This window comes from Pirellulimonas nuda, from assembly GCF_007750855.1.
GTDB classification, from domain to species: Bacteria; Planctomycetota; Planctomycetia; order Pirellulales; family Lacipirellulaceae; genus Pirellulimonas; species Pirellulimonas nuda.
Map to the genome: position 1 here is coordinate 2,710,521 of NZ_CP036291.1, position 26,163 is coordinate 2,736,683.

At 67.0% G+C, this 26,163-nt stretch carries 16 protein-coding genes; 7 read left to right on the top strand and 9 right to left on the bottom strand.

Annotated features, from left to right (window positions below; genetic code table 11):
* Positions 1-21: 21 nt before the first annotated feature.
* On the bottom strand, positions 22-1,206 hold the full coding sequence (locus Pla175_RS10965; RefSeq protein ID WP_145284220.1) for an AraC family transcriptional regulator: 1,185 nt from the start codon (positions 1,204-1,206) through the stop codon (positions 22-24).
* A gap of 350 nt (positions 1,207-1,556) precedes the next feature.
* Here Pla175_RS10965 and Pla175_RS10970 point away from each other — a divergent pair, with 350 nt between their 5' ends.
* From Pla175_RS10970 to Pla175_RS10985, 4 genes are read left to right on the top strand one after another with little or no spacing between them, the layout of a single operon-like run.
* Positions 1,557-4,916: a DUF5107 domain-containing protein gene (locus tag Pla175_RS10970; protein WP_145284223.1), complete on the top strand. Its 3,360-nt coding sequence runs from the start codon at positions 1,557-1,559 to the stop codon at positions 4,914-4,916.
* A gap of 17 nt (positions 4,917-4,933) precedes the next feature.
* Positions 4,934-7,792: a sugar-binding domain-containing protein gene (locus tag Pla175_RS10975; protein ID WP_145284226.1), complete on the top strand. Its 2,859-nt coding sequence runs from the start codon at positions 4,934-4,936 to the stop codon at positions 7,790-7,792.
* A gap of 19 nt (positions 7,793-7,811) precedes the next feature.
* On the top strand, positions 7,812-9,254 hold the full coding sequence (locus Pla175_RS10980; protein WP_145284229.1) for a sugar porter family MFS transporter: 1,443 nt from the start codon (positions 7,812-7,814) through the stop codon (positions 9,252-9,254).
* A gap of 56 nt (positions 9,255-9,310) precedes the next feature.
* On the top strand, positions 9,311-10,051 hold the full coding sequence (locus tag Pla175_RS10985; RefSeq protein ID WP_145284231.1) for an SGNH/GDSL hydrolase family protein: 741 nt from the start codon (positions 9,311-9,313) through the stop codon (positions 10,049-10,051).
* A 92-nt stretch (positions 10,052-10,143) separates the two neighbouring features.
* Here the strand turns inward: Pla175_RS10985 and Pla175_RS10990 are convergent, their stop codons facing one another.
* From Pla175_RS10990 to Pla175_RS11025, 8 genes are all read right to left on the bottom strand, one after another.
* The gene (locus Pla175_RS10990; protein WP_145284234.1) at positions 10,144-11,565 is read right to left on the bottom strand and encodes a sulfatase family protein; all 1,422 of its coding nucleotides are present in this window, start codon (positions 11,563-11,565) and stop codon (positions 10,144-10,146) included.
* A 300-nt stretch (positions 11,566-11,865) separates the two neighbouring features.
* The gene (locus tag Pla175_RS10995; RefSeq protein ID WP_231954336.1) at positions 11,866-12,753 is read right to left on the bottom strand and encodes a glycoside hydrolase family 16 protein; all 888 of its coding nucleotides are present in this window, start codon (positions 12,751-12,753) and stop codon (positions 11,866-11,868) included.
* A 71-nt stretch (positions 12,754-12,824) separates the two neighbouring features.
* Complete coding sequence (locus Pla175_RS11000; RefSeq protein ID WP_145284238.1) at positions 12,825-13,871, bottom strand: LamG-like jellyroll fold domain-containing protein; 1,047 nt, start codon at positions 13,869-13,871, stop codon at positions 12,825-12,827.
* A gap of 43 nt (positions 13,872-13,914) precedes the next feature.
* On the bottom strand, positions 13,915-15,564 hold the full coding sequence (locus Pla175_RS11005; protein ID WP_197527422.1) for a glycosyl hydrolase: 1,650 nt from the start codon (positions 15,562-15,564) through the stop codon (positions 13,915-13,917).
* Positions 15,565-16,102: 538 nt separating this feature from the next.
* The gene (locus Pla175_RS11010; protein WP_145284244.1) at positions 16,103-17,332 is read right to left on the bottom strand and encodes a hypothetical protein; all 1,230 of its coding nucleotides are present in this window, start codon (positions 17,330-17,332) and stop codon (positions 16,103-16,105) included.
* Positions 17,316-19,166: a cellulase family glycosylhydrolase gene (locus Pla175_RS11015; protein WP_145284247.1), complete on the bottom strand. Its 1,851-nt coding sequence runs from the start codon at positions 19,164-19,166 to the stop codon at positions 17,316-17,318. Before Pla175_RS11015 ends, Pla175_RS11010 begins: the two co-directional genes overlap by 17 nt.
* On the bottom strand, positions 19,163-21,049 hold the full coding sequence (locus Pla175_RS11020) for a sodium:solute symporter family protein (RefSeq protein ID WP_145284251.1): 1,887 nt from the start codon (positions 21,047-21,049) through the stop codon (positions 19,163-19,165). The genes Pla175_RS11015 and Pla175_RS11020 overlap by 4 nt, the downstream gene beginning before the upstream one ends.
* Before the next feature lie 155 nt (positions 21,050-21,204).
* Positions 21,205-22,269, bottom strand: a complete 1,065-nt coding sequence (locus tag Pla175_RS11025) for a glycoside hydrolase family 130 protein (protein ID WP_145284254.1) — start codon at positions 22,267-22,269, stop codon at positions 21,205-21,207.
* A gap of 271 nt (positions 22,270-22,540) precedes the next feature.
* Here Pla175_RS11025 and Pla175_RS11030 point away from each other — a divergent pair, with 271 nt between their 5' ends.
* From Pla175_RS11030 to Pla175_RS11040, 3 genes are all read left to right on the top strand, one after another.
* Positions 22,541-23,614, top strand: a complete 1,074-nt coding sequence (locus Pla175_RS11030) for a LacI family DNA-binding transcriptional regulator (RefSeq protein ID WP_145284258.1) — start codon at positions 22,541-22,543, stop codon at positions 23,612-23,614.
* 216 nt (positions 23,615-23,830) lie between these two features.
* Entirely contained in the window at positions 23,831-24,478 is a 648-nt protein-coding gene (locus Pla175_RS11035; RefSeq protein WP_145284261.1) for a hypothetical protein, read from the top strand.
* A gap of 159 nt (positions 24,479-24,637) precedes the next feature.
* Positions 24,638-26,158, top strand: a complete 1,521-nt coding sequence (locus Pla175_RS11040) for a PEP-CTERM sorting domain-containing protein (protein WP_145284264.1) — start codon at positions 24,638-24,640, stop codon at positions 26,156-26,158.
* Positions 26,159-26,163: the final 5 nt, after the last annotated feature.

Here is a 26,163-nt window from a genome sequence, read left to right on the forward strand (position 1 = left end):
CCGCCGGGGCCTGCGCGCTGGTCAATCGGACTGCCGGCCGTTCCGCTCGCGGAACTGCCCCGGCGTCATCTCGGCGTAGCGTTTGAACGCCGTCGCGAACTGAGAAGCGGTCCCGTAGCCCGTCAGTCGGGCGACGTTCTTCAGGCTGTTGTTGGTTTCGGCCAACAGCAACTTCGCCCGCTCCATGCGGACCCTCTCGATCTCGGCGGTGGGCGTGCGACCGACCGCGACCTTGAACCGTCGCTCCAGCGACGAGCGGCTGAGCGGCAGCTTCTGGAGCAGGGTCGGCACGCCGATCCCTTCGCAGGCGTGCTCACGGATGAACCGGATCGCGGCCGCCACGTCGGTGTCCTTGATCGCCAAGGCGTCGGACGACAATCGCCGGGAGATGCCGGCCGGGGGGACAAGGATGGGCGCCGCCGGCGGCTTCTTCCCCCGCATCAGGCCATCGAGCATCGCGGCGCCCTCGAAGCCGAGCTTCTGGGCGTTCGGCCGGATGCTGCTAAGCGGCGGGCTGGAGAGCTCGCAGATCACCTCGTCGTCGTCGACGCCGACCACCGCTACTTCATCGGGCACGGCGATGCCAAACTGGTGGCACGCCTCGATGACCTGCCGGCCGCGGATATCGTTGCAGGCGAACACCGCCAGCGGCCGGGGCAGCCCCTTGAGCCAGCTAGCGATCGTGGCGCCTTCGAACTCGCCGCGGGCCTCCCATCCGAGCACGTCGGTGGGCATCAGCCTCTGGTTTTGGGGCTCGTAGACGTGCGTCTTGATGTCCCGGGCGCTGAGGTGCTCGCAGAAAGCCGCGCCGCGCTGCTCCGAGAAGCCGACGCCAGGGAACCCACAGAACGCGAGTTTGGTGAAGCCTACGTCGAGGAAGTGTTCGGCCGCCATCTGGCCGATGGCCGCGTGGTCCGAGTCAAAAATGGCGCCCCCGGGGGGCGGATAGCTCCCGCGGAGGTCGACCGTGGGGACCCCAAACGCCTGAATCGCCGCGGCGATGCGGGCGTTCTCGATGCGGGCGAGCACCCCGTCTCCCTTCCAGCGAGCGATCGCCTTGGGGAGCTGTTCGGAGAGGCCGCGCTCGATGTTCAGCACGTGCCAACCGCCGTGCGCGCGCAGGTAGTCGGCCACGCCAAGCAGGCAGTCGCGGCCGTAGGCGCGGGAGCTCTCGATGAGCAGCAGAACGTGCTTCAGTTTGGCCAAGGCGGTAGCCGAAGAGTGTCCGATCGAACGAAGGAACCGACATTGATTGTGGTTCAGGAGCTGCGAGAAGCCTAGGCCTTGTAGGCGTTGCTTGACAACCTCGCTGGGGGGAAGCGGGCTCAGAGCCACGCCGCGTCGACGTGCGCCGGAGCAACTTCTGACCCCACCGCTTGGGCAGATACGGGTGTTGGCTGGTGAAACCTTCCCTGACTAAATATCGCAAAGCATTGACGTGTTTGCAGCATGACCGACCGCGAAGCGCCGGTTCTAATGAAGGCGTACTCCTCGATGGCCGAACCCCTTCGCTCTCCCTGCTGCACACGCTGGCGCCTACCGGCGCCGAGTCGACCATGACCACCCTCGGACCTTCGCATCGCGTGACCGCCGTTCGGGAAGTGGTGGAGATCCCAACCTACGAGGTTGGCGATCCCGACCCCAATCCAATGTTTTTGGAACGCCGCGTCTATCAGGGGAGCAGCGGGGCCGTGTACCCGTTCCCGGTGATCGAGGCGGTCGCCCACGAAAAGACTCTGCGTCAGTACCAAGCCATCTTCTTGGAGAACGAGTACCTGAAGCTGATGATCCTCCCGGAGCTCGGAGGGCGGCTGCAGATGGCGCTCGATAAGACGAACAACTACCACTTCGTCTACTACAACCGCGTGATCAAGCCGGCGCTCGTGGGGCTTGCCGGGCCGTGGATCAGCGGCGGGATTGAGTTCAATTGGCCGCAACACCACCGTCCCAGCACGTTCCACCCCGTGGACGCAGACATCGAGCGGCACGACGACGGCTCGGTGACGGTGTGGTGCAACGAGATCGACCGCATGGTTGGTTCGAAGGGGATGCACGGTTTCACGCTCTACCCGGGCAGGGCGTACCTGGAGATCCGGGGCCGCGTGTACAACCGCACCCCCATGCCCGAGACGTTCTTGTGGTGGGCGAACCCCGCCGTGCATGTAGACGAGAACCACCAGTCGATCTTCCCCCCCGACGTCAACGCGGTCATGGACCACGGCAAGCGGGGCGTGAGCGGCTTTCCGATCGCTACGGGCGAGTACTACAAGGTCGACTATTCGCCTGGAACGGACATCAGTCGGTACAAGAATATCCCGGTTCCGACCTCGTACATGGCCTACCACTCGGACTTTGACTTCGTCGGCTCGTACGACCACGGCCGTCAGGCCGGTCTGCTGCACGTCGCCAGCCACCACGTGTCGCCCGGCAAGAAACAGTGGACCTGGGGTCATGGCGAGTTCGGCCGAGCGTGGGACCGGCGGCTGACCGACGAAGACGGCCCGTACATTGAGTTGATGTGCGGCGTCTACACCGACAACCAGCCCGACTTTAGCTGGCTGGCGCCGGGGGAGGAGAAGGACTTCTCGCAGTACTTCATGCCGTACAAGGGCGTGGGGGTCATCAAGAACGCAACGATCGACGCCGCGGTCGGCCTGGATGTCGACGGGCGTCGGGCCACGGTGCGTGTCTACACCACCGCGCAGCGGCCCGGCGCGCAGGTCGAGCTCTCGTCGGGCGAGGAGACGCTGCTGTTGCAGGAGTTTGACGGCGACCCGCGTAGCTGGTCGGAGTTTGAGACCGACCTCCCCAGCGGCGTTGAAGAACGTAGCCTCGTCGTAATCGTGACCGACCGCAACGGCGCCGAGCTGGTCGCGTATCGGAGCCCGCCCCCCGCGGACGCCCCACCGGAAGCGGCCAAGCCGATCCCGGAACCCGCGGCGCTCGATTCGGTTGAATCGCTCTACTTGGCTGGGATGCATCTAGAGCAGTACCGTCACGCCACGCGGTTGCCGGAAGACTATTTTCGAGAGGCGCTGCGACGCGACTCGGGCGACCTGCGCACCAACATCGCGATGGGCCGATTGCTCTATCGTCGCGGCTGCTACCGAGAGGCGGAGGGCCATTTCCGCACCGGCGTCGCGCGTGCGACGCAACACAACTCGAACCCGCTCGACGGCGAGCCGCTGCTCGGGCTCGGTTTGGCGCTGGCGGCCCAGGGCCGCTTCGCGGAGGCGGCCGACGCGCTGCACAAGTCTGCCTGGAACGCCGCGTGCCGAGACGCGGCGTACTTCGAATTGGCCCGAATTTCAACCCGCGAAGGAGAATGGGTGGAAGCCGAGGGACTGCTGAGGCAGTGCCTCGACGGCAACGCCGGGCGCCATCAAGCGGTCCACTTGCTGGTATGCGTGCTGTACGAGCTTGGAAGGCACGAAGAGGCTGAGCGCGTCGCGGCGGACGAGCTGCGTCGCGATCCGTTTAACGTGGGCGTGCTCTTCGAGCGCGCGCGTGTGGCCGGCGCCAGCGATGATGTGTTCCGGCGCCGCATGCGAGCCGACGATCACAACTACACGGTCCTCGCGGCAGACTATCTGGCGGCTGGGCTCGAGGACCGGGCGTGCGAGGTGCTTCAGCGATTCGTCGACCGAGAGTCGCACGGCGAGCCGACGTCGATGCTGCTTTACCATTTGGCGCTGGCGCTGCGGCTGAGCGGAGACGCTACTGCGGCCGACCTCGTCCTGTCCCAAGCCGCGGCGGCGCCGCGTGGGGGCTTCTTCCCCAACACGCTGGCCGACCTGGCGGCGTTGCGGTCCGCGATCGACCTGCGGCCGGACGACGCCGCGGCTTGGTGCGACCTGGGAAACCTACTATTCAGCAAGAAGCGTTACGTGGCCGGGATGGCGTGCTGGGAGAAGACGTGCGAGCTCGACCCCACGGCCGCTCAACCGCGACGCAACCTGGGCCTCGCCTACTTCAACAAGCGTCACGATGCTGGCGCCGCGTGGCGGATGTTGAGCGAGGCCCACCGGCTTGCCCCGAGCGACGCGCGCGTGCTGTACGAGCTCGACCAGCTCGCGAAGCGGCTCAACCATGACCCGGCCGGGCGGCTCGAGCGGCTGCAGGGCGGCGCCGAGTGCGTGGCGGCCCGAGACGATCTTCTGATTGAAAAGATCACCCTGCTCAATCAGTTGGGCCGTCATCAGCAGGCGCTGGAAGTCCTGCTCTCGCGCAGCTTCCATCCCTGGGAAGGGGGCGAGGGGAAAGCGTCCGCACAGTACGTGCTGAGTCTCGTGGAACTCGCCCGCCGCGCGATCGCGGTTCAAGAATGGGACGGCGCCAAGACGCTGCTGTCGCGGGCGCTGGACTGGCCCCACTCGCTGGGCGAGGGGAAACTGGCCGGCATCCAGGAGAACAACATCCACTACTGGCTGGGGGTCGCCGCCCGGGGCGGAGGCCGTGAGAGCGAGGCGCGGGAATGGTTCGGGCTGGCGTCGCAAGGACTCAGCGAGCCAACCTCGGCCCAGTACTACAACGACCAGCCCCCGGCGATGGTCTTCTACCAGGGGCTCGCCCACCAGGCCCTTGGGCAGGGGGCCGCCGCCTCGGCCCGCTTCGAAAAGCTGATTGAGTATGGAGAGTCCCACCTCGACGACCCGGTGACCATCGACTACTTCGCCGTATCGCTGCCAACCTTCGTCGTGTTCGACGCGGACCTCGAGTTCGAGAACAAGATCCATTGTCGGTTCATGCGGGCGCTCGGCCTGCTGGGCCTAGGGGTTGTCGACGGCGCCGCGGAAGAGTTTGATTGGATCCTCGCCGCGGACGTCAACCACCTTGGTGCGATCACCCACCGCTCGATGTGCGCATCGGCGACGCTAGCCCCGTCGCGCAATGCGGCCGCGAACGCCACGCTATGAACCCGAGGACCCCGAGAATGGTTGGAATCGGCTGCTTTGCTCGCTGCGTGGCGATCTCGACGCTTGCCATCGGCGCCGCGTGCGCCGGACCCAACGACGGCCGCGTGATCGACCTGTCCGGCAAGTGGCGGCTTGCGCTCGACCGGAAGGGGGTCGGCGTCGATGATCGCTGGTACGAGGCGAGCCGGCAGGAGCCGTACACGCAGACGGCCCGACTCCCCGGTTCCCTCGCCGTGCAAGAAATCGGCGATCCGGTGACGCTCGACACCCCGTGGGTCGGCGAGTGGGAGATCAGCGGCTATCGCACGCGCGACGAGTACGCCCCCTACCGACCGCCGAACGAGGTTAAGCTGCCCTTCTGGCTCACGCCAACCACGTACTACTCGGGGTCGGCCTGGTACCGCCGCACCTTCACCGTGCCGCGGGCTTGGGAGGGCCAGCGCGTGACGCTGCACCTGGAACGCTGCCACTGGACCACACAGGCCTGGATCGACGGCGAATCGATCGGCGAAGGCTGGTCCCTGTCGGCGCCCCACGAGTTTAGCATCGACGGCGGGCTCTCGCCCGGGGAGCACACGCTCGTGCTGCGGATCGACAACCGCCAGCACCTGAACGTGGGGCCCAACTCCCACAGTGTTTCGGACCACACCCAGGGGAACTGGAACGGCGCGCTCGGGGCGATCGAGCTTCGGGCGACGCCCCGGGTGTGGGTCGACAAGGTCCGCGTAGAACCGGCCGCGGGTCAGGCCCGTGTGAAGATCACGATGGCCAGCCTGCTCGACCAACCGGCGAGTGGATCGCTCAGGCTCGAGGCGTCGCTGCGCGGGGCGGGTCCGGCGACGGCCGAGGTCCGCGTCGTCCCGGTCAGCGTGCCGAAGGAGGGAAAAGAGCTGAGCGTCGACCTCCCGCTTGGCCCGCAGGCAAAGCTGTGGGACGAGTTCTCGCCCAACCTCTACGACCTCCGCGTCACCTGGCGCGCCGACGGGGCCAAGGAGCAAGGCCGGCAGGCCGTTGAGACCGTGTTCGGGCTCCGCGACGTGGGGGTCGAAGGCACGCAGATTACGGTAAACGGCCGACCGATCATGCTGCGGGGGACGCTCGATTGCTGCGTCTTCCCCCTCACCGGCCACCCGCCGATGGAAGTGGCGGAGTGGAAACGTGTGCTCGGGGCCGCGAAGGCGCACGGGCTCAATCACATCCGCTTCCATTCCTACTGCCCGCCGGAGGCCGCGTTTGTCGCCGCCGATGAGTTGGGCGTGTACTTCCAGGTGGAGTGCGCTTCGTGGGCGAATCAAGGCGCCGAGATCGGCGCGGGGCGCAAGCTCGACGCGTTCATCTACCGCGAGGCCCAGCGCATCCTCGACGCCTACGGGAACCACCCGTCGCTGCTGTTGATGGCCTACGGCAACGAGCCGGCGGGGAACAACCAGAACGCCTTCCTGGCCGGCTGGATCGGCCACTTCCGCAAGATCGACGACCGTCGCCTGTACACGGGCGCGGCCGGCTGGCCGATCATCGACGCCAACGAGTACCACGTCCCGATGCAGCCGCGCATCCAAGGGTGGGGCCAACAACTGAAGTCGCGGATCAACGCCAGCCCGCCGGAAACACAAACCGACTACCGGGCGTTTGTCCGCCGCCACCCGGCGCCGGTGGTGTCGCACGAGATCGGCCAATGGTGCGTGTTCCCCAACCTGGCGGAGCGCAGCAAGTACACGGGCCATCTGAAGGCCAAAAACTTCGACATCTTTGCGGATCAGCTCAAGGCCGCCGGCATGGCCGATCAGGCCGAGGCCTTCTTGATGGCCTCCGGCAAGCTGCAGGTGCTGTGCTACAAGGAAGAGATCGAATCGGCCCTGCGCACCCCGGGGTTTGGCGGCTTCCAACTGCTGGGGCTCAGCGACTTCTCGGGGCAAGGGACCGCGTTGGTCGGTGTGCTAGACGCGTTCTGGGACGCCAAGCCGTACGTCGGCGCCGATGAGTTCCGCCGCTTCTGCGGTCCCGTGGTCCCGCTCGCGCGGCTCCCGAAGCGGGTGTTTACTTCAGCCGAAACAATCTCGGCCGAAGTCGATCTGGCCAACTTTGGGCCCGAGGGCATCAGCGACGCAAAGCTGCGGTGGCGGCTGGTCAACGCAGCGGACGGCGCCGCGGTCGCCGGGGGCGATCTTTCTCGATCCGCGCCGGCCGGCAGGTTGACGCGGATCGGTCGGGTCACGGCGCCCGCGAGCGCAGCCCCCGCGCCCTGCAAGCTGACCCTCGTGGTGTCGGTAGAGGGGACGGACATCGAGAACGATTGGGACCTGTGGGTCTACCCGTCCGAGGCCGGCGCCGCCGGACCCGATGTGCTGGTTACGCGCGAACTCGACCAAGAGGCCCAGCAGCGCTTGGCCGATGGCGGTTTGGTGCTGCTGACCCTCCCGGCAGAGCGTGTGAAGACCGATCAGAAGCTCGGCTTCTCGTCCATCTTCTGGAACACCGCGTGGACGGACGGGCAGGCGCCGCACACGCTCGGCGTGCTGTGCGACCCTTCGCATCCCGTGTTCAAGTTGTTCCCCACCGAGGGCTGGTCGAACTGGCAGTGGTGGGACCTGATCAACGGCGGTGCGGCGCTCGACCTGAGCGGGCTCGGCGACGAGATCGAGCCGCTTATCCAGGTCGTCCCCGACTGGTTCCACCCGAAGCGGCTGGCCCTCGCCTTTGAGGCCCGCGTCGGCAGCGGTCGCCTGCTGGTAACCTCCGCCAACGTCACGGCCGACCAGGCGGACCGCCCCGCGTCCCGTCAACTGCTCCGCAGTCTGCTCAGCTACATGGCGGGCGACTCGTTCCGGCCCACGTGCGAGCTCCGCGTTGAAGACGTCCAATCGCTCCTCAAGTAACGCCCCAGGAAACAGCCACGTGACCGAGCCGGAAACCCCGCACCACGCCGGCTTTGTTTGGATGATCTGCGTCGTTGCGGCGATGGGGGGGCTGCTGTTCGGCTACGACTGGGTGGTGATCGGGGGCGCGAAGCCGTTCTACGAACAGGCGTTCGGCATCGCCGGAAACGCCTCGGCGCAGGGCTTCGCGATGAGCACGGCCCTGCTGGGCTGCCTGGTGGGCGCCGCCGTCAGCGGGAAACTCACCGAGCGTTTCGGCCGCAAGTGGCTGCTGGTGTTCTCGGCGCTGCTGTTCAGCGTGAGCGCGGTCCTCACGGCCATTGCGGCCGACCTGACGATGTTCAACGTCGCCCGCTGGATCGGGGGCGTCGGCATCGGGTTGGCGTCGAACCTGTCGCCGATGTACATCTCCGAGGTTAGCCCGGCCGCGATGCGGGGCCGGCTTGTGGCGGTCAACCAGTTGACTCTGGTGATCGGCATCCTTGCGGCGCAGCTCGTGAACTGGGCAATCGCCTCAGGGGTCCCCTCGGGCACGCAGGGGCCCGCGCTCTTGGACACCTGGTGCGGCGAGTATGGTTGGCGGTGGATGTTCGCGGCCGAGACGTTCCCCGCGGCGCTCTTCTTTGGCCTCATGTTCTTGGCCCCCGAGAGCCCCCGCTGGCTCGCCAAGGCGGGGCGTACGGAAGAGGCCGAGGCGATCCTCGCGCGCATCGGCGGAAGAGCGCACGCGGCCGACGAGCTGGCCGCCATCCGCGCCACGCTGGGCGACGGCCCGGTGGGCCGCGAACGCCTGGCCGACCTGTTCGATGGAACGGTGTCGCGCGTGCTGGTGATCGGCGTCGCGCTCGTGGTGCTGCAGCAGTGGTGCGGCATCAACGTTATCTTCAACTACGCAGAAGAAGTCTTCACCGCCGCCGGCTACGATGTGCGGGGCACGATGGCCGTGATCGTCGCCACCGGCGTGGTGAACCTGCTGTTCACGCTGGTGGGCATGAGCCTCGTCGATCGGATCGGGCGCCGCAGCCTGATGCTGTTCGGCGCCAGCGGGCTGGCGTTGCTGTTCCTGACGCTCGGCGGGCTGTACTACGCACAGAGCACCGGGGCGCACATGGCGGCGCTCGTGCTGGCCGGCATCGCCGTGTACGCCATGTCGCTGGCGCCGGTCACGTGGGTGGTGATCTCCGAGATCTTCCCCAACCGCGTCCGCGGTTCGGCGATGGCGCTCTGCGTGCTGGCGCTGTGGACGGCCTGCGCCGCGCTCACCTTCACGTTCCCGATGATCAAAGAAAACTTTGGCGCCGCCGGCGCCTTCTGGCTCTACGCCGGCATCAGCCTGTTGGGCTTTGTGTTCATCTGGTTCGAGCTTCCGGAGACCAAGGACAAGAGTCTGGAAGAGATCGAGGCAGAGTTGGCCCCCGCCGCCGGGCCGGGGCCGCGGATCGCCCACGGGTCGACCCAGTAGCGGCAAGAACGAGACTGAAACGGCCTTTCCAAACCACCTGACCGCAGGACCCCAGGATGCGATGTACCGTGGCCGCGTGGCTGATGCTCCTCATGGCGCTGCCCACGGCGTGCGGGGCGGATCGCCCCCGGGCCGCCGATCCAGCGAGCTACCTGGCGTCGATCGCTGGCGAGTTCGACAAGACTTGGCCCAACAACCGCATGGTGGTTGTCGTCTGCCACGGCCACAGCGTTCCGACCGGCTATTTCAAGTCGCCGGATGTCAGGCCGTTCGATTCCTACCCGCACCTGCTGCACGTGGCGATCCACGAGTCGCACCCCAGCAGCGTGGTCGAGGTGATACGCACCAGCATCGGGGGAGAGAACGCGGAGCGAGGCGCCCAGCGCTTTGCGGACGACGTGCTGGCCAAGAAGCCCGACGTGGTGACAATCGACTATGCGCTGAACGACCGCCCGATCGGCCTTGAGCGGGCCCGCGCGGCATGGGCCGCGATGATCGAGCAGGCGTCTCGTAGGGGCGTGAAAGTGCTCCTGCTCACGCCGACCCCCGACACGCACGAAGACATCGCCGACCCCGACGCTCCCTTGGCGCTACACGCCCAGCAGATCCGCGACCTGGCTGCGGAGTTCCATGTAGGCCTGGTGGACAGCTACGCGGCGTTCCAGCGTTTCGAGGAGCGAGGGGGCGACCTGCCCAGCCTGATGTCCCAGCCAAACCACCCGAACCGCAAGGGGCACGAGCTGGTGACAAAAGAGCTCGCCCCCTGGTTCCTCAAACCGGGCTCGCACGAAAAGTAGGATGGGGCGAGCCGCCGCGGGCGAGCACTGGCCCATCATGGGGCTCGTTGGCGTGATGGCTCAGCGTCCGCTTACGGCGGACGCGACCCATCTTACTTCGGCTCCGGTCGGGGGTCGTAGCTGTCGTAGATGCGAGCCGAGGCGCCCCACCAGTAGGGTGACGAGTCCCAGAGCGGCACGGTGCCCAGCGAGGCCTCCCAGTCCCCCAGCAGCTTGTACATGGCGCGGACTTGGTCCGATTCGCTCGCCGCTAGGTCGTCACGTTCTCCCGGGTCGGTCGCGGGGCGGAAGAGTTGAGCCGGGCGGTGCCCCGGGCGGGTGAGCTTGTACTGGCCGTCCAACACGGCGGCTTGGCCTTGGAGACGCCAGAACAACCGCCGCTCCGGCAGGCTCTCCCCCTCGACCAGGTGCGGCAACAAGCTGACGCCGTCGAGCGCGCCGGGCCCGTTGCCGGCCGGCTGGTTGGTCTTGTCCTCGTGCGACGGCCTGGGGGGGAGCTCTAGCGCCTCGGCTCCGGCCGCCGCCAAGAAGGTCGGCAGGATGTCGAGGCTCGACGCGACGGCGTCCGACGTGCGGCCCGACTGAACCTTGCCGGGCCAGCTCCAGAACATCGGCACCCGAACGCCCCCTTCCAGCATGCAGCCCTTGGCGCCGGAGAGCGGCCCGTTCCAACTGTGGTTGTCGGTGGCGCCGCCGTTGTCGGACAGGAACACGATCAGCGTGTTGTCGCGCTCGCCGGTTTCTTCCAGGTGTTCGATGACCCGGCCCACCCCGCGGTCGAGCCCAACGACCATGGCCGCGTACGTGCGGCGCTGGGGGTCTTCGATGTGCTTGCACGCCTGGAGGTCCGCCTTTGTGGCCTGCAGCGGGGTGTGCGGGGCGTTGTAGCTGAGCATCATCATCCACGGCCGGTCGCCCTGCTTGTCGATCTGCTTGATCGCCTCGTCGGTGAAGAAGTCGGTCAAGTAGGGGTTCGAGAACCGCCGCAAAGGAGCGCCGTTGCGCTCGAGCCCCTTGGAGTCGGCGCCCACAAAGTACTCGTGCGAGCCGTTCAGCATGCCGCAGAAGTATTCAAACCCCCGCCGGTTCGGGTGGAACGGCTGGGCGTCTCCCAGGTGCCACTTGCCGATCAGCGCGGTGGCGTAGCCCGCGGCGCGGAGGTGGTCGGCCAGCGTGTGCTCGGTCGGCGAGAGGCCGAGCAGTTCGGGCCGGGTTGAATAGTTGCCGGCCGAGTTGTTCAGGTTCCCCTCGTACCCGAACCGCCGCGGGTCGCGACCGGTCATCAGCCCGGCCCGCGAGGGGGAGCAGACCGCGCTGGCCACGTAGCCCTGAGAGAAGAACGTGCCGCTGGCGGCCAGTGCGTCGATGTTCGGAGTAGCGATGGTCTGGCTGCCGGTGCAGCCCAGATCGCCGTAGCCGAGGTCGTCCGCGATGATCAACAGCAAATTGGGGGGCGACGCCAAGAGGGTCGAGCACCAAACCCGCCCGCACAGCGCAATGAGCTTCGCTGCCATTTTCTTCCGGGTGATGAGTCGATAGGTGGTCTACGGCTCATTGTAGCCGAGCAGCATTGACGAAATGCGTCACGCCGTTGACGAATCAAGTATCCGGTGCGGCCTCCGGCGTGTTGCACCCGCCTGCCCAAACCAGGGCTGCTGGCAAGCGGCCTTGCAGCAGCCGTGGCCCGGGGGCGCCCCCCTGCCCTGCCACGGTCCCCGTGGCAGGTTGGCTGCGGCCTGAAACCAGCCGACGGGCCACGCGTCGTCCGACGCAGCGCCGGGCCGGTCACCTGCCGCCAGGATTCTCCACTGCGCCTACCGCTGGTAGACGCGTACGTAGTCTACTTCGAACGTTGCCGGAAACTCGGTCTCGGAGGGGTCTCCGCCGTTCGATCCGCCGACGGCTAGGTTCAGCAAGAGATAGTGAGGTTCGCGGAACGGGCTGGACTGCGGCCGGTTCACTCGGACCGTTTGCTCCAGCGCTACCGTATTGAGCGTGAGGCCGTCGACCGATAGCTCGATGCGGTCGCGGTCCCAGTCCATCCGCCACGTATGAAACCGCGCCGCCCACGGCTGGCCACCCAACGCGCTCAGCGGCTTCTTCGCGGAGTCCCACTTGGCCGACCAGCGGACGCCGCTAGACCAGCACGCGTTGGCCAGGAGGTCCCCCTGGTAGTACTCCATGATGTCGACCTCGCCCGAGTCGGGCCACTCGCCTGCCTCGCCCAACGTCCAGATCGCCGGCCAGAGGCCTTGGCGTGCGTCGATCCGTGCCCGCACCTCGATCCGGCCGTACTTCCAACGGTGGAGGCCCCGCGTGGTGAGGCAGGCCGAGGTGTAGTCGGCGTGCGGTCGGCTCTTGCGCCACGACTTGCTGCCGGCGGCGTACGCGGTGTTCGGCACACGCTGCCGTCTTGCCTCGATCACCAGCAGCCCGTCTTTGCAGGCGGCGTTCTCGGGCTGGTACCACTGCAGCTCCTGGTTGCGGACGAACCCGTGTTCAAACGCCCAGCGCTGGGGATCGGGCGGGCCGTCTACGTTGAACTCGTCGGCCCAGACCAAGCGGTAGCCGCCGTTGTGCTCGGCCGGCGCATGGCTAGTCGCGGCGACCGGCGGCTGGCTGCGTGCGTCTGGCACGCTCGCGAGTTGGACGCTCGCTAGCAGGAGGATCGTTGTCGCCCAACGCAGTTTTAGCGGCATCATCTCAATCCAAGGAACAGTTCTCACCAGCGGTGGGGCGTCCGAACGCAAACTCGCCACGCAGCGACCAACGCTCAGCAGCCTGCGTCGGTGCGAAGGCGGCGACGACGCGGCGCCACGCATGCCGCGAGGGCCGCCAGCAGAATCACGGCCGTGGCGGGTTCCGGAACCGCCGCGGACGCGGCGCGAGCGGCCGCCGAGGCCGCGGATTGTCCGAATTGGAGCTTCCACACCGTCAGGTCAAGCTCGTCTACCTGGCCGTCGCCGTTGCCGTCCGCGGAGGTAAGCAGCGTAGCGCCCCGCTGATCGCGCCAGACGGTGTAGTCTGCCGCGTCCACCCGGCCGTCGCCGTTGTAGTCGCCGGCGATCGCCACGGAGATGACCCCCGACGTAAGCAGTTCTCCGGTGCGCCACATCAGGCCCCCGTTGAGCAGAGGCAGCGTCAACGATCCGAGCGTCCCCGAGGCGGAGGCGAAGTCCAATAGGTCGAACGCATCGCCCGCGGCCAAACCGTCGGCGCCGACGTAGCTAATCTCAACTCCCCCTCCGGCAAGGGAGAGGCTCTCGTCGATGACGATCTTGTCGCTCAGAGAATTGTCTCCGACGTCCAGGCGCGCGACCGCTCCGGCAGAAAGACTGAGCACGCCGTCGACGCTGAAGACCGAGCCGTGCTGGGTGGGTTCCAGCGAGATCGATTGGTAGTTCTGCAGCACCTGCCCCGCTGAGAACGCCGTGTCTTGATAGTAGCGGGCCGCAGCAATGAGGGAGTGGTAAGGCGCGCCGGCGCCAGACCCTACACCGGGCACATGGCTGGACCCGGCGCCCAGGCCCGCTGAGTTGCCGCCGGCCCAGTCGCCCACGTTCTGGCCGGTGAGCGTGGTGAGGTGTTGCCCATCGACGTACAGCGAAACGGCGTCACCCCCCGATGCGAGGTCGATCACCCCCACGGCCTGGTGCCACCCCCCGTCGAGCGTGGTCGTGATGTCGACGTTTGCTCCGTCGCCGTTTACGTGGAACCGAAGTTGATCGTCGCTGAGGATGAACGCCACGCCTTGGGTCAGGCCACCCGCCTCGAAGAGGACTTGGTCGACGCCGGCGGACGTGCTGGCGACGCGGAACACCAGCTCGAACGTTGCGTCTTGCTGGCTGCGCGGCCCGGCGGTCTCAAAATACTGGTTGAGCCCCGAGGCGCCGCCGCTGGTTGAGCCCCGAGGCGCCGCCGCTGGTTGGGATCGAGTAAGCGGCGCTTAGTGCGGGGAACTTAGGAGACTGGACTACGGCCGGGGTCGCGGCGGCGCCGAAGGAGAGTGCTTCGCTTCCTACGGAGCTGCTCCAGAGGCTGTCGCCCGGGGAGTCGAGCGAGGCGTCGAAGTTGAGGTTGAGTCCCCCGGCCACGATCGGCGTCTGCGGCGTGCGCTCGTTGAAGCCCTCGCCGCCGACCACCAGCGTCGAGGCGTTTAGAATCAGGTCGCCCTCCGCGCGGGCGGCGCTCCCCGCCGTGGCTAGCCGCGACCCGGCCGCAAGCAACACGGGCCCGATGACCCGGCCCTCCAGGTCGATCTGCTGCCCCGAAAAGGAGTACGTGCCCCGTCCCCCCACGGCGACCAGGTCCAGCGCGGCCCCGGCCGCTACGCGGACGCCTCCGTCCCCCGTGAACGAGCCGTCGACGATCCGCAGGGTCCCGTCCGCGACGGTGAGGCCGCCGTCGTTAGTGGTGGCTACGTTGTTCCACTCAACCGCGTTGGCGCCTTGTTTCACCAACGAGGCGTCCGTGCGGATGCGGACGAACGCGTTGCTTCCCGCCACGGCCCAGTCGGAGCTTCCCCCGAGGGCGCCGGCCCCTTCGATCGAGTCGATCGCCCGCATGGCCGTCTGCAGCGGGGCGCCGTTGTTGGTGATCTCGCCGCCACGCAGGTAGGTGACGTCGGTCCCTAGGCTCACGCCGTTGAGGTTCCGCGAATCGCCGGCCAGGAGCGTGTCGACGTAGACGTCGCCGGCCGACGTTGGGGTCACCGGGTCGCTGCCGTTGAGCAGCTTCGCGTCGCTGAAGTGATGGTAGAACGCGTACGCGTTCACGTAGCTACGGCTCTCGAGCCCGGGAATAACCGTCTCGAGGAAGATACGATTGGCCTCCTGATACTCGGCGTCCGTGTAGTTGCCGCCCCAGTCGTGCATGGCGAACTCGGTGATCCATACCGGCCGGTTGTAGGTATTGTGGTAGTAGTCGACCGGGTTGAGAAAACTGTTGGCGGAGCCGACCGGATTGTTCGGGTTGCTCCCGCCGTACCAGTGAAAAGCGACGGCGTCGACGCGGAGGTTGTCGTCGGGATCGCTGTTTGAGTTCAGCGAATCGACCTGACTCATGAAGCTGCTGAGCCAGGCCTGTCCCGCGGCGTTGTCGGAAACGGCGGGGCCGACCAGCGTGTGGTTGGGCAGGGCCTGCTGAACCTGAGGCCAGAGGTTGATCGCGTCGGTCACCGAAACGTTCGACTGGTTCTCACGTTCGGGTTCGTTGAGCACCAGCAGCGTGTCTACGTCGTTGTAGCCGGCAATGGTGTTGAGCTTGCTCTGCAGGCTGTTGGTGTACTTGAGCAGCGGGATCCACTCGGCGTTGGCGTCGTTGTTGCCCGCGGGCTTCGTGTGCCACCAGTTGTAGTACCAGCTTGCGTTCGAGCCGTTCACGTGATCGATATTGGCGCCCCCCCAGCCGATCTTGGGGGAGGCGGCGTTTGTTTCACTGAGGGCTGACAACGAACCGATCGCCGCTGCGACGATGCCTAGCAAGCCGAGTCTGGCCTTCTTGGGTAGATTCATCGGGAGCCGTAGGCGCCTACGGATTGGAGTGGACTGTCGGGCGAAGCAAGCGACCAGACCGGCGGGCGCCGTCCGGATCGGTGTGGGCTGGGGAACGCCGCTCAGCGACGCGGGAACCGAGGTTGGCCGTCCATGCGGCCAAGCCGTCGGGATCGGCCTACCCGCCCACGTTCTCATCGGCGCGGGTCGGCGGCGAAACCTCCTGCCCGTGCAGGTCTCGTCCAAAGGTGTGGTCGGCCGCATCTGCCGGCCCACCTCCATTGTAGCCGCCGGCTACGGTGATCGCGAGCGAAACGCACGCGGCTTCAGGGCCGTGTCGAGCTCGATTCCAGGGGCTTAGGCGCCGTAGGGGATTTTTGGAAGGCTTGAGATGTATAACGTTGTTTTAGGGGGGATGATCGCAACGCCGCGATCAATTCTTCGGCCTCACCAGAGCCCCGGTTGAGCTAGCATTGCGGATCCCGACAACCGAGGCTCGCGGGCGTTGGGTGCATGGGCCCAGTCGCGTCAGCCATCGGCCTGGCGCCGCGAACCGGATTCAGCGGTCTGCTGCCGCCGGCCGCTCTGCCTGGGCGTTGTGCGTGCGTACCGCCGCCTGGATCTCGGCGTCGCCGAAGCCAGAGGCCTGCACGTCGATCGGGTCCCAAGAGCCTTCGCTCCAGAAGTACGCGGCCTCAACCCGCCGTGGCCCCGGCTGTTCGGTTAAGAACTCCAACAGCTCGGAGTGGTAGTCGCGTCGCAGACGGATCATGTCGGGGGCCCGCCAGGGGTTCTTTGCGAGCTGGGTGGTACCCTCCCAGGGCTCGGCAGCGGCGCGGTCGACCGTGGCCGCCCCGCGGCGGTCGGGGGCGCCCCCGAGGCCGATCTCCGAGAACTGCAGGGGCGTGTCGGGCCCAACCCTCACGCCGCACTTGGCCATCTCTTCGAGGAACCGCCGGCACGCCTCGCTGAACTGCCCGCTGCGGGGGGGCGGCGGGAAAGGGCTGTAGTTGGAGAAGCCGAGGAAGTCGCACGCGTCGAACAAGCCACGCAGCTCGGCCTGATGCTCGGCCGAAGCCTTGAGGCCGTCGGCGACGTCGCTGTGGTTCAGGCTGACGCCGATACGCACCGGCCGGCCCGCCAGCCGCGCGCGGACCCTACGCGCGAGCTCTAGGTACGACGACGGGTAGGCGAACACGCTGTGCCCCATCTCGCCGCCGAGCGAGAAATCGATCCGCGTCGAGGCGTCGCAGCCCTCTTCGAGCGCCAGCAGGCACGTTTCGATCAGCGCGCCCGCGTAGGTGTACCCCCCGATGTCTGCCAACGGGTCAAAGTCGTAACGGTTCCGCCACTCGGTCACCTCGCCGGCGGGATCGAAGTGGGGGAGGATCGCGACGTCCATCCCCAGGTCGTTGGCTTTGCGCAGCGCCCTGGTGAGGCTCTCTCGGTACCCCGCGAGGTTTTCGTCGTCGAGCGGGATAAAGTTCGCCGGGTCCTGCCACGACTGGTAGCGGTCGCGCATCAGGCCCAGCGCGGTCGGCTTGAGGTCCGGCGAGAGCCGACAGTGGACCGTGACCACAAACATCACACGGCGCTCGCCCTGGGCGGCGATCCGCGCGAGCACCTCGGGCGCGGAGGCGAGCGTCTTCTGATCGTAAATAAGCACGGCCGAGTTGAGCGCGGCGGGCCGCGCCGCGGCTTGGCCCGCCGCCAGCACGATCGCAAGCCGCACCGCGGTCAGCAGCCGCGCCCGCCGACCTCGCCGGGGGTAGCTACGGCGAGTCTCCATAACGGACCTCGATGCGTGAGAGTTGCACATTGCTGTCGGCCGCCCCGGCGGGGGCTTCGATGCGGATGTAGCGAGCGTCGGCCGGGACGGGACCGGCCTCGACCAAGATCGGCCGGAGGTAGCCGTAGTCCCCCGCGACCGAAGGGGCCGTGGTGCGTTTGGTTGGGAGCTCGGCGAAGGGGCCCTCGGGCTTGTCCGAGGCGGCTACCCGGATGGGGGCGTCGTCGCTCGACGCGAAGCACCAGAGGGTCACCTTCGCTACCTTCCCGGGCGACCGGTAGACCAGGCTGCCCCCGCCCCCGAGTTCAACGCGGTGGATGTCTTCTTGCGTCTTCCGCGCGTCGCCGGTGCGGAACCCGTACGGCTGGGCGGCCGCGTGCACCAGCGATAGGTCGCGCATTTCATCGACCAGCGTCTGATGCGTCACCTCAACCGGTCCCACGGCGTTGGACGGCGGCGAAGCCCCCCCCTCGTTCTTCGCCACCACCCGGTAGTAGTACGCGCCGCCGATCCGGGCCGACCGGTCGGCGAACAAGGGGCGGTACTGCACGGCGGCGTCGCTGACGTCTTTGCCGACAACTTCCCACGGTCCGTGGACGCGCTCGGAACGCTGGACGTCGTACGCCCGCCCGCCGGCGGCGCCCTGCCAGGCGATGTGCGCCACGTCGAGGATCGGGAGCAGGGTCGGGGCTTCGGGGCTGGCGACCGGCGGGACCCGCTGGCCGCGGATCCGGAAGGCGGCGTCGCGGATCATCGGCAGCACCTGGTTCTCGCGGTACTCGTCCCCCGACGCGAACCCGGGCCAGTGGTACGCCTTGTACAGGTCGCCGCCGGAGGGCTCGTGGTGCCAATAGAATCCCCCTTCGCGGCGGTGGAAGCGGAGGCTCCAGTAGAGCGCCCCGGAGACCCCCAGCTCGTGAACCGCGTCGAGCATCCGCTGCGCCTCGTCTACCGGCACGAAGCCGAACTCGCCGACGAAGTAGGCCTTCTTGCCGTCGACCGCCTTCACCGCGGCGCGGATGCTGGCCGCGTTGTTGTTGCCCACATTCGGGTAGTGGTGTGTGGTGACGACGTCGACGTTCGGGTCGTCCAGCGACGCTTCGGGAACGCCGTGCAGCGACCGGCCGTCGATCACCAGGTGGTTGGGGTCGAGCCCCTTGATGTAGGCGGCGATCTGGCGCGTCCACTCGGGGGTCGCGTCGAGCTCGTTGCCGGTCTCCCAGCCGAAGAGGGCCGGGTCGTCGCGGTAACGCCGACCGGTGAGCGTGTTGCGCCGGTTGACGAGGTAGTGGATGGTTTGCTTGAAGTCGTCGATGAGCTGGGGGTCGGTCCAGAAATCGTCCCCCTGCTTGCCGCGGAACGCGACGTACTGCTCGACTCCCCCCCACCACTTCCAGTTGTCGACCAGCGGGATGATGACGCGCACCCCTTCTTCCTCGGCGGTCTTGAGCACCAGGTCGAGCGCCGCGAAGGCCTGCTCGTTGAACTCGCCCGGGGCGGCGACGTGGGCGTGCGGGCCCATGTCGCCGTCGTTGCGACGGACGCTGATCACGTAGGGGCGGACCACCGTCCCCCCCATCTGCCGGATCGAGCGGAGGGCGTCGCGGACCTCGAACGCGTCGGGGTACCGCCAGGGGGCGCCCCCCAAGAACGTGAACGCGTCTTCTACTAGGTGAAGGTTGGGGGCGTTCCATGACACAAAGCGGAACTCCCTTGCCCCGTCGTACAGCTTCGCGCCCCGGCGGGTGATGAACTCCTGAGGGGGGGCGGCGCCGGTTGGCGCAGCGGCGCCCCACGCGGCGGCCAGCAGAACGACGGACCGGATCGCTATCACGTCGGCTCCGCGGGGTTGAGCGTGGGAGGGGTAAAGCTTGCTTCTGCTGGGTAGTCCCGCAGACGATCGTACCAGGTGAACTTGAGGATCAGCGAAGTGGCGGCGACCACCCCAAGCGACCAGCTTAGCGCCCAGTAGTCTTGCAGCACCAGGTAGATGCCGGTCGCCGTGAGCGCCGTCTGCCAAGCGATGCCGATCGCCACGTTCAGGGCGTCGCGCGGCAGGTCGCGGTTGGGGAGCAAATCGGGGAACTCCTGGACGAGCTGGGCGCGGACCGGACCCCACCAGCCCCAAGGGCGGACGCGGCGGTAGAACTCTTTGAGCACCGCCATGTCGTCCGGGGGGGTGAGCAGGCACCCCAGCACGCTGCCGGCGAGGGAGATGGACAAGATGACCGGGAAGAGCGCCAGGTTCTTCTCGAAGCCCCACAGCGTCGATTGGCCGTTCAGCGCCACGGTGAGCACAAACGCCGAGGCGATGCCCCCCACCATGCCCCAGAAGTAGCCCCAGCCGTTGAAACGCCACCAGTGCCACTTGAGCAGGTTCGCCGCGATGTAGCCGCCGTACAGGCTCGCCACCAGCCAGTTCACCACCTGTTTGAGGTCGTTGACCATAAACCCAAAGGCGGTGCCGACTACCACCACGGCCACCGACGTGAGGTAGCTCATGCGGACGTAGGTCTTGTCGCTGGCGTCGGGGTTGAAGTAACGCTTGTAGATGTCGTTCACCACGTACGCCGGGGCGGCGTTCACGGTGGCGGCGTACGTAGACATGAACGCGGCCAGCAGCGCCGCGATCAGCAGACCGAACAGGCCGACCGGGATGAACTCGCGCATCGCGAAGGGGAGGATCATCTCGAAGTCGACCCCGTCTCCCATGCCGCGCAGCTCATCGGAAAAGAACGCCAGCGCCAGCACCGTGAGCCCGGTGATCAGCATGTAGCGCGGAACAAGCAGCACCAGGCTCACCACGCCGCTCATCAGGGCCGCCTCTTTGGGAGACTTGGCCGAGAGGACGCGTTGCATGTCGTAGTTGGGCGCGGGGCCGGCCATGCTGGAGAGGAGCCCCTTGAACAGCGCCAGCCCGAAGAACAACGAGAACAGGTCCCAGCCGTCCTCGCTCACCTTCTGGTTGGCCGAGTCGAGGATGCCGCTCCAGTCGAGGTCGAACCGCCAGTCGAACCACATCCGGTCCCACCCCGCGGGGGTGACCGCCGCGAGCGCCTCGGGCGAGACCTCCGCCATCGCGATCAGCCCCACCCACACACAGGCGACCGTCATGATGGCGAACTGCAGGACTTCCGTGAACACGACGCTGAACATCCCTCCCTTTACAACGTAGACCGTGGTGAGCGCGGTGACGATCAGCCCGTACAGGTTGCTGTTGGTCGTGGGGTCGGCGGCCAACTGCCAGGGGAGGAAGGTGGACGCGAACTTGCCGATCCCGATGAACCCGTAGGCCAAGAAGCCGACCACGTTGATCAGCGCAAAGAGCACCACCACCAGGTGGGCCCACTGGGCGCCGCGGCCGTCGCCGAAGCGGAAGCGGATCCAGTCGGCGCCGGTCAGCACCCCGGAACGGCGCAGCCAGATCGACAGGTAGACCATCATCACGATCTGATTGAAGACCGGCCACAGCCACGGGATCCAGATGCTCTTGGCCCCGTACACGAACAGCCAGTAGACCATCACCATGGTCCCGCTGATGTCGAACATCCCCGACGCGTTGGACAGCCCCAGCATGTACCACGGGATGGTGTTGCCGCCGAGGAAGTAGCTGCGGAGGTTCTTCGACGCGCGGCGGGAGATCCAGAACCCGATGCCGATGGTCGCGGCGAGGTAGGCGACGAGGATCGCTACATCGATCGGATGAAACCCGCCCATTCAGTCCGCCCGGAAGAGGCCGCGATTGAGAACGCCGGAAGAGTCGCCGCTAGGTTACGCAGATGGCCGCAGACAGAAGTACCTTGCGCAGAGTCGCGCCGCTCGGCTCGGTGGCTGATCATCCACCGTGTTTGCCGTCCCACGCGGCGCGCCTCTCAGAATACGGCCGAGTGGTTCTTCGTGAAGTCGATCAGGTCGTTGACGTAGGCGTACGAGAGGCACGTGCAGGTGTCGGCGGCGCCGTAGTAGATGGCGAGCCGGCCGGTCGGCGCGTCGTGCAACGCGGCGCAGGGGAAGACGACGTTGGGGACGTGCCCGGTCGTCTCGTAGCCCGCCTCGGGCGTGAGCAGGTGCTGGTTGGTGCGGTAGAGCACGCGCCACGGCTGCTCGAGGTCGAGGATCGCGGCGCCCATGCTGTAGACGAAGCCGTTGCAGGTGTCGATCACGCCGTGGTAGATCATCAGCCAACCTTCGGGGGTCTCGATCGGGATCGGCCCCGCGCCAATCTTGGTCCGCTGCCACCACTGGCCGACGGTGTCGCCCCCTTTGCGCATCACCAGTTCGTGCTTGCCCCAGTGCACCAGGTCGGGGCTCTGGCTGACGTAGATGTCGCCGAACGGGGTGTGGCCGTTGTCGCTGGGGCGGCTGAGCATGAAGTACTTGCCCCCGATCTTCCGCGGGAAGAGCACCCCGTTGCGGTTGAACGGCAAGAAGGCGTTGTCCATCTGCTCGAACGACCGGAAGTCGGTGGTGCGCGCCATGCTGATGGTCGGGCCGTTGTGGCCGCCGCACCAGGTGAGGTAGTAGCAGTCTTCGATCCGCACCACCCGCGGGTCGTAGGCGTACTCGCTGGGGTCGGGGGTGCGGTTGGTGAACCGGATCGGCTGCGGCTCGATCTGCCAGTCGAGTCCGTCTTCGCTCCAACCGGCGTGCAGCAGCGGGAACCGCGTGTGCTTCTCGGTGCGGAACACGCCGGCGTAGCCGTCGCCGAAGGGGACCACCGCGCTGTTGTAGATGCCCTGCACTTCGGGCATCGGGTTGCGTCCGATCACCGGGTTGCCGCGGTGGCGCCACACGACCCCCGTCTCACCGGCCGGACGTTCCTGCCAAGGGAACCGCGGGTCGGCCGCGTCGACCGCCACGGGTCGGCGCGTGGGCTTCTGGCTTGCGTTGGCGTCGGTCTGCCGCACCCCGGCGGTCGCGGAATCAACGGGTTCCATACGACGTAACTCCTCGCTTATTGAATGCTTCTTCAGCGCAACCCGACGGCGCGTGTGACGCGGCGGCTCGCCGCAGTTTACGCTCAGCAGGAGCAGACCGAGGAGGAGCCGAACCGGGGAACCTGGCTCACACTAAGCTCAGGTACGAATTGAGCATACTTAAACACTGCGGGGTGCTCAAGTAGTTGAGCAGCGGTTTTAGAGTGTAGTTTCTACCCGGCTGGCGGAACTCGCTGGCGGGGCGCCCCGCCCCCCGATTACAAATAGGGGTATGAGCCAATCCCGCGTGCCACGCCTGAAGGATGTCGCCGAGGAGGCCGGCGTATCGGTCAGCGCCGCGTCTAAGATCCTCCGGGGCGATCAGGGCCGGTTCGGCGATGCGACCTGCCGCAGGGTGCTCGACGCCGCCGAGCGGCTCGGATGGCGCCGCAACCTGCTGGTCAGCGGCATCCAGACCGGACGCACGCAGACGGTCGGCGTGATGATCCCCCCCTACGACTCGTTCTGGATCAACGTCCTCTCGGGCATCCACCACCGGCTGAGCGAGGCGGACTACCTGCCGATCACCGTATGGCAGGGGGACCTGGACCACTTCCCGAACTTCGAGGCGGACGAGCCCGAAGGGGTCCGGCAGATCAACCGGCTGCTCGACCGCCGCGTCGACGCGTTGATCCTCTGGCCCCCGTTTAGTGTTGCGTACCACGACCACCTGGCCGACCTCGCCAGCAAGCGGGTGCCCGTAGTCGTGATCGACCACCGTGCGGACGAACCCTACTGCGACTCCGTGGTGACAAACGAGGCATTAGCCGCAAAAACCGTGGCAAAACACCTGCTCGACCTCGGTCACCGGCGGATCGCCTGCATCTCCAGCCGAGAGAGCAAGTCGCAGACCTGGGCGCTCGAGCGACGCCAGCAGTTCGAGCGGGCGGTGTCGTTTCACGACGAGGCCGAGGTGCGGAGCTGGCGCCTGAACCACGCGGGCACCAACGGCGTCGAGGTGGCGACCGAGCTGCTCTCGGGCGACTTCCGCCCGACGGCCGTGTTTGCCGTGTCGGACCATGAGGCGCAGGACGTGTACGACGCGGCCATCCTGCTCGGGCTGTCGATCCCGGGCGACCTGTCGATCGTCGGGTTCGCCGACCTCGACTTCGCGGCGGGGCTCACGCCCCCCCTCTCTACGGTGCGTCAACGGCCCCGCGAGATCGGCGTCGAAGCCGCCTCGCTCGTGCTCAGCCGGCTCAGCGGGGACCAAGAAAATCTCCCCTTGGTTGAGTCGAAGATCGAGGCCGACTTCGTGCTCCGCGAGTCGACCGGCCCCGCGCCGCGCGACGCCGATCGCGGCTAGCCGCCGACCGATTTCGGGCAGCCGCCGGGCTTTCTGCTAGACAGCCCCGAGAATCCGGATTATTCTTAGTTCAAGTGCTTGACCATTGTGTTCAAGTGCTTTACCATGCGATTCCATGGTGGCCTCCGCGGCCACCCTACGGACGCATTGCGGCCGGCTCTCGGTGCGGGCTTTTCCACGTTGTCTTCTTCGGTGATCTAGCAAGCGAGGTGTCTCATGAGGCGTGTAACGGTTTGGGTGCTGGGCGTCGCAGCAGTGCTATCCATGTCGGTTGGGCAGATGGCCGGCGCAGCGACCATCAACGATTGGGGCAGCGGCCTGCAGAGCTGGCGGTTCGATTTCGGGGGCGCCGGCGCGGTCGTGTCTCAAGACCCCGCGGTCGGTTCGCCCGGCAACGCGATGGGCGCCCTCAAGCTCGAGATGCCGTTCGCGCTCAACACGTTCGCGTTCACGGGCGATGTGTTCGGATCGCCGACGAACCTCACGGGGTTCAGCGAGGTGCGGTTCGACGTGTTGATCGCCCCGGGATCGGCGGTGGACGCCTTCGGAAACCACGGGTTTATGAACTTCGTCTCACGCGAGACGAACGGCTACAACTGGGGCAATCAGCCGGGGGCCAACCTCGCCCCCGCCGTGGGGTGGACCACGTACTCGGTCTCTACCTCCGCGGGACTCGGGATGGCCAACACGCGGGCGTTCACGCTCCAGCTCTACGGCGGCGCTTCTCAGAACATTAGCGGACCGGTGACCTTGTGGATCGACAACATCCGCACCGTCGACGCGGTTCCAGAGCCGGCTTCGCTCTCGGCCTGCGCGCTGGTGCTCGGGGGGCTGGGCGTCTGCTTCGGTCGGCGTCGTAAGTAAGCTTCGTGCCGCGGCGCCGACGACGGGCGGGGGCAGCCTCCCGCCGTCGGAGTCTGGCGTGCGGTAATCGCTTTGCGCTTATCGGTTCATTCACGGCCCGGCCCCGGCGGCGTTCGCGGGGGGCGGCCATCCAGGTTTCAGGCAGGAGAGGTTCCGTCCATGCGTCCAGCCATCACCCTTCACCCCCGTTCGGTTTGTCGATCGGCGTGCCTGCTGTTCCTGCTTGCCGGCATCGCTTGTTCCGCGCAGGCCCAGTTGCTGTACTCCTTCGAATCGGGGCTCGACGGCTTTGTGCCCACCGGTCAGTCCGACTCCGACTACATCAACCACTTCCAGACGACCACCGGCGCGACCAACGGCGTCATGGCCATGGGGATCGAATCGGGCGCGGGCTTCGGGCGCGACGTGCAGGTCTCTGAGTCGATCGGCTCGCCCGCGTACGACCTGTTCAACACGGTCGCGGCGAATCCCGGCCTCTACACGCTCGACTTCGACGTCACCTTCACCACCGGCAGTTGGGCGAACCTCAGCGACATCGGCAGCTACCTAGGCATCAACCTCGCGACCAATAGCGACGCCGGGTTTATGGAGTCCTACAATGTGGCCAACGGCCAGCCGGGGCTCGCCAGCATCGTGACCGCCAGCGTGCCCGCCTCGCAGATCTCGTTGGCGCCGAACTCCAGCTTCTACCAGCTCCAGTTCGGCAGCAACGGCAATCAGGTTAACGGCGCCGAAGGACAAGGCGCCCAGTACTTCATCGACAACGTCCGCTTCACCGCCATCCCGCAGTTCACTGAGAAGCTGCTGTTCTCTTGGGAAACGCCGGACAACCCCAGCACCCCAGGCGTGAACGAGCAACTCGAGGGGTGGCGGAACGGGTTCGACAACGCTCCTTACTTTCACACCCGCGCCATCTCATCCGAGGGCGCCACCCAAGGCGCCTCGGCGTTGCAATTCACTTCGCCCCAATCGGGGTACGCGTGGGGCAGCCAGGTCACCCTCGACAGCGGCGCGACCGGCGATCCCGCCAATCAGCCGCTCATCGACGAGCTCATCTCGAGCTTCAACAGCGCCGACAAGATCGCGTTTGACGTCACCTTCCCGGACGACCAGTTCCCCTATGCCGGAAGCTACCTGTCGCTGTTCTTGAACGTGTCCGACCAGGCCGGAACCTTCTACCAGTCGTCCGCGATCCAGGCCGGGAACCCGGTGACCCGCGCGGGCCAGACCCAGACCCTCGAAGTGGCGCTCGACCAGATTACGGCAGGGACCAAGAACCTGGCCGTCGACGGCCTGACCCCCGGAACCTTCTTCCGGCTGGCGCTCGCCACCAACTCGAACGACGGCAACAGCTTCTTCATCGACAACATCCGCCTGCTTTCGCTGGTGACGGACGGGCTAGACGGCGACTTCAACGAAGACGGCGTTGTCGACGCGGCCGACTACACCGTTTGGCGCGACAACCTGGGCGCCGCCGCCGGCACGCTCCCCAACGACCCCAACGCCGGCGTGATCGGCGCCGAGCAGTACACAACGTGGAAGAACAACTTTGGCGCCTCGGCCGCGATCGGCGGCGCCTTGGCCGGTTCGGCCGTGCCCGAGCCGTCCGCTTTGGCGTCGCTGGCGGCCGGTCTCATGGCGCTCGCCGCGGCGGTCCGCGGCCGGCGCGTCCGGGTCTAAGGCTG

Coding starts and splice junctions, on each gene's coding strand:
- Pla175_RS10970 (WP_145284223.1), top strand. CDS start 1,557: ATGACCACCCTCGGACCTTCGCATCGCGTGACCGCCGTTCGGGAAGTG.
- Pla175_RS10995 (WP_231954336.1), bottom strand. CDS start 12,753: ATGATGCCGCTAAAACTGCGTTGGGCGACAACGATCCTCCTGCTAGCG.
- Pla175_RS11030 (WP_145284258.1), top strand. CDS start 22,541: ATGAGCCAATCCCGCGTGCCACGCCTGAAGGATGTCGCCGAGGAGGCC.
- Pla175_RS11020 (WP_145284251.1), bottom strand. CDS start 21,049: ATGGGCGGGTTTCATCCGATCGATGTAGCGATCCTCGTCGCCTACCTC.
- Pla175_RS11005 (WP_197527422.1), bottom strand. CDS start 15,564: ATGAATCTACCCAAGAAGGCCAGACTCGGCTTGCTAGGCATCGTCGCA.
- Pla175_RS11040 (WP_145284264.1), top strand. CDS start 24,638: ATGCGTCCAGCCATCACCCTTCACCCCCGTTCGGTTTGTCGATCGGCG.
- Pla175_RS11010 (WP_145284244.1), bottom strand. CDS start 17,332: ATGGAGACTCGCCGTAGCTACCCCCGGCGAGGTCGGCGGGCGCGGCTG.
- Pla175_RS11025 (WP_145284254.1), bottom strand. CDS start 22,269: ATGGAACCCGTTGATTCCGCGACCGCCGGGGTGCGGCAGACCGACGCC.
- Pla175_RS10990 (WP_145284234.1), bottom strand. CDS start 11,565: ATGGCAGCGAAGCTCATTGCGCTGTGCGGGCGGGTTTGGTGCTCGACC.
- Pla175_RS10975 (WP_145284226.1), top strand. CDS start 4,934: ATGGTTGGAATCGGCTGCTTTGCTCGCTGCGTGGCGATCTCGACGCTT.
- Pla175_RS11035 (WP_145284261.1), top strand. CDS start 23,831: ATGAGGCGTGTAACGGTTTGGGTGCTGGGCGTCGCAGCAGTGCTATCC.
- Pla175_RS10985 (WP_145284231.1), top strand. CDS start 9,311: ATGCGATGTACCGTGGCCGCGTGGCTGATGCTCCTCATGGCGCTGCCC.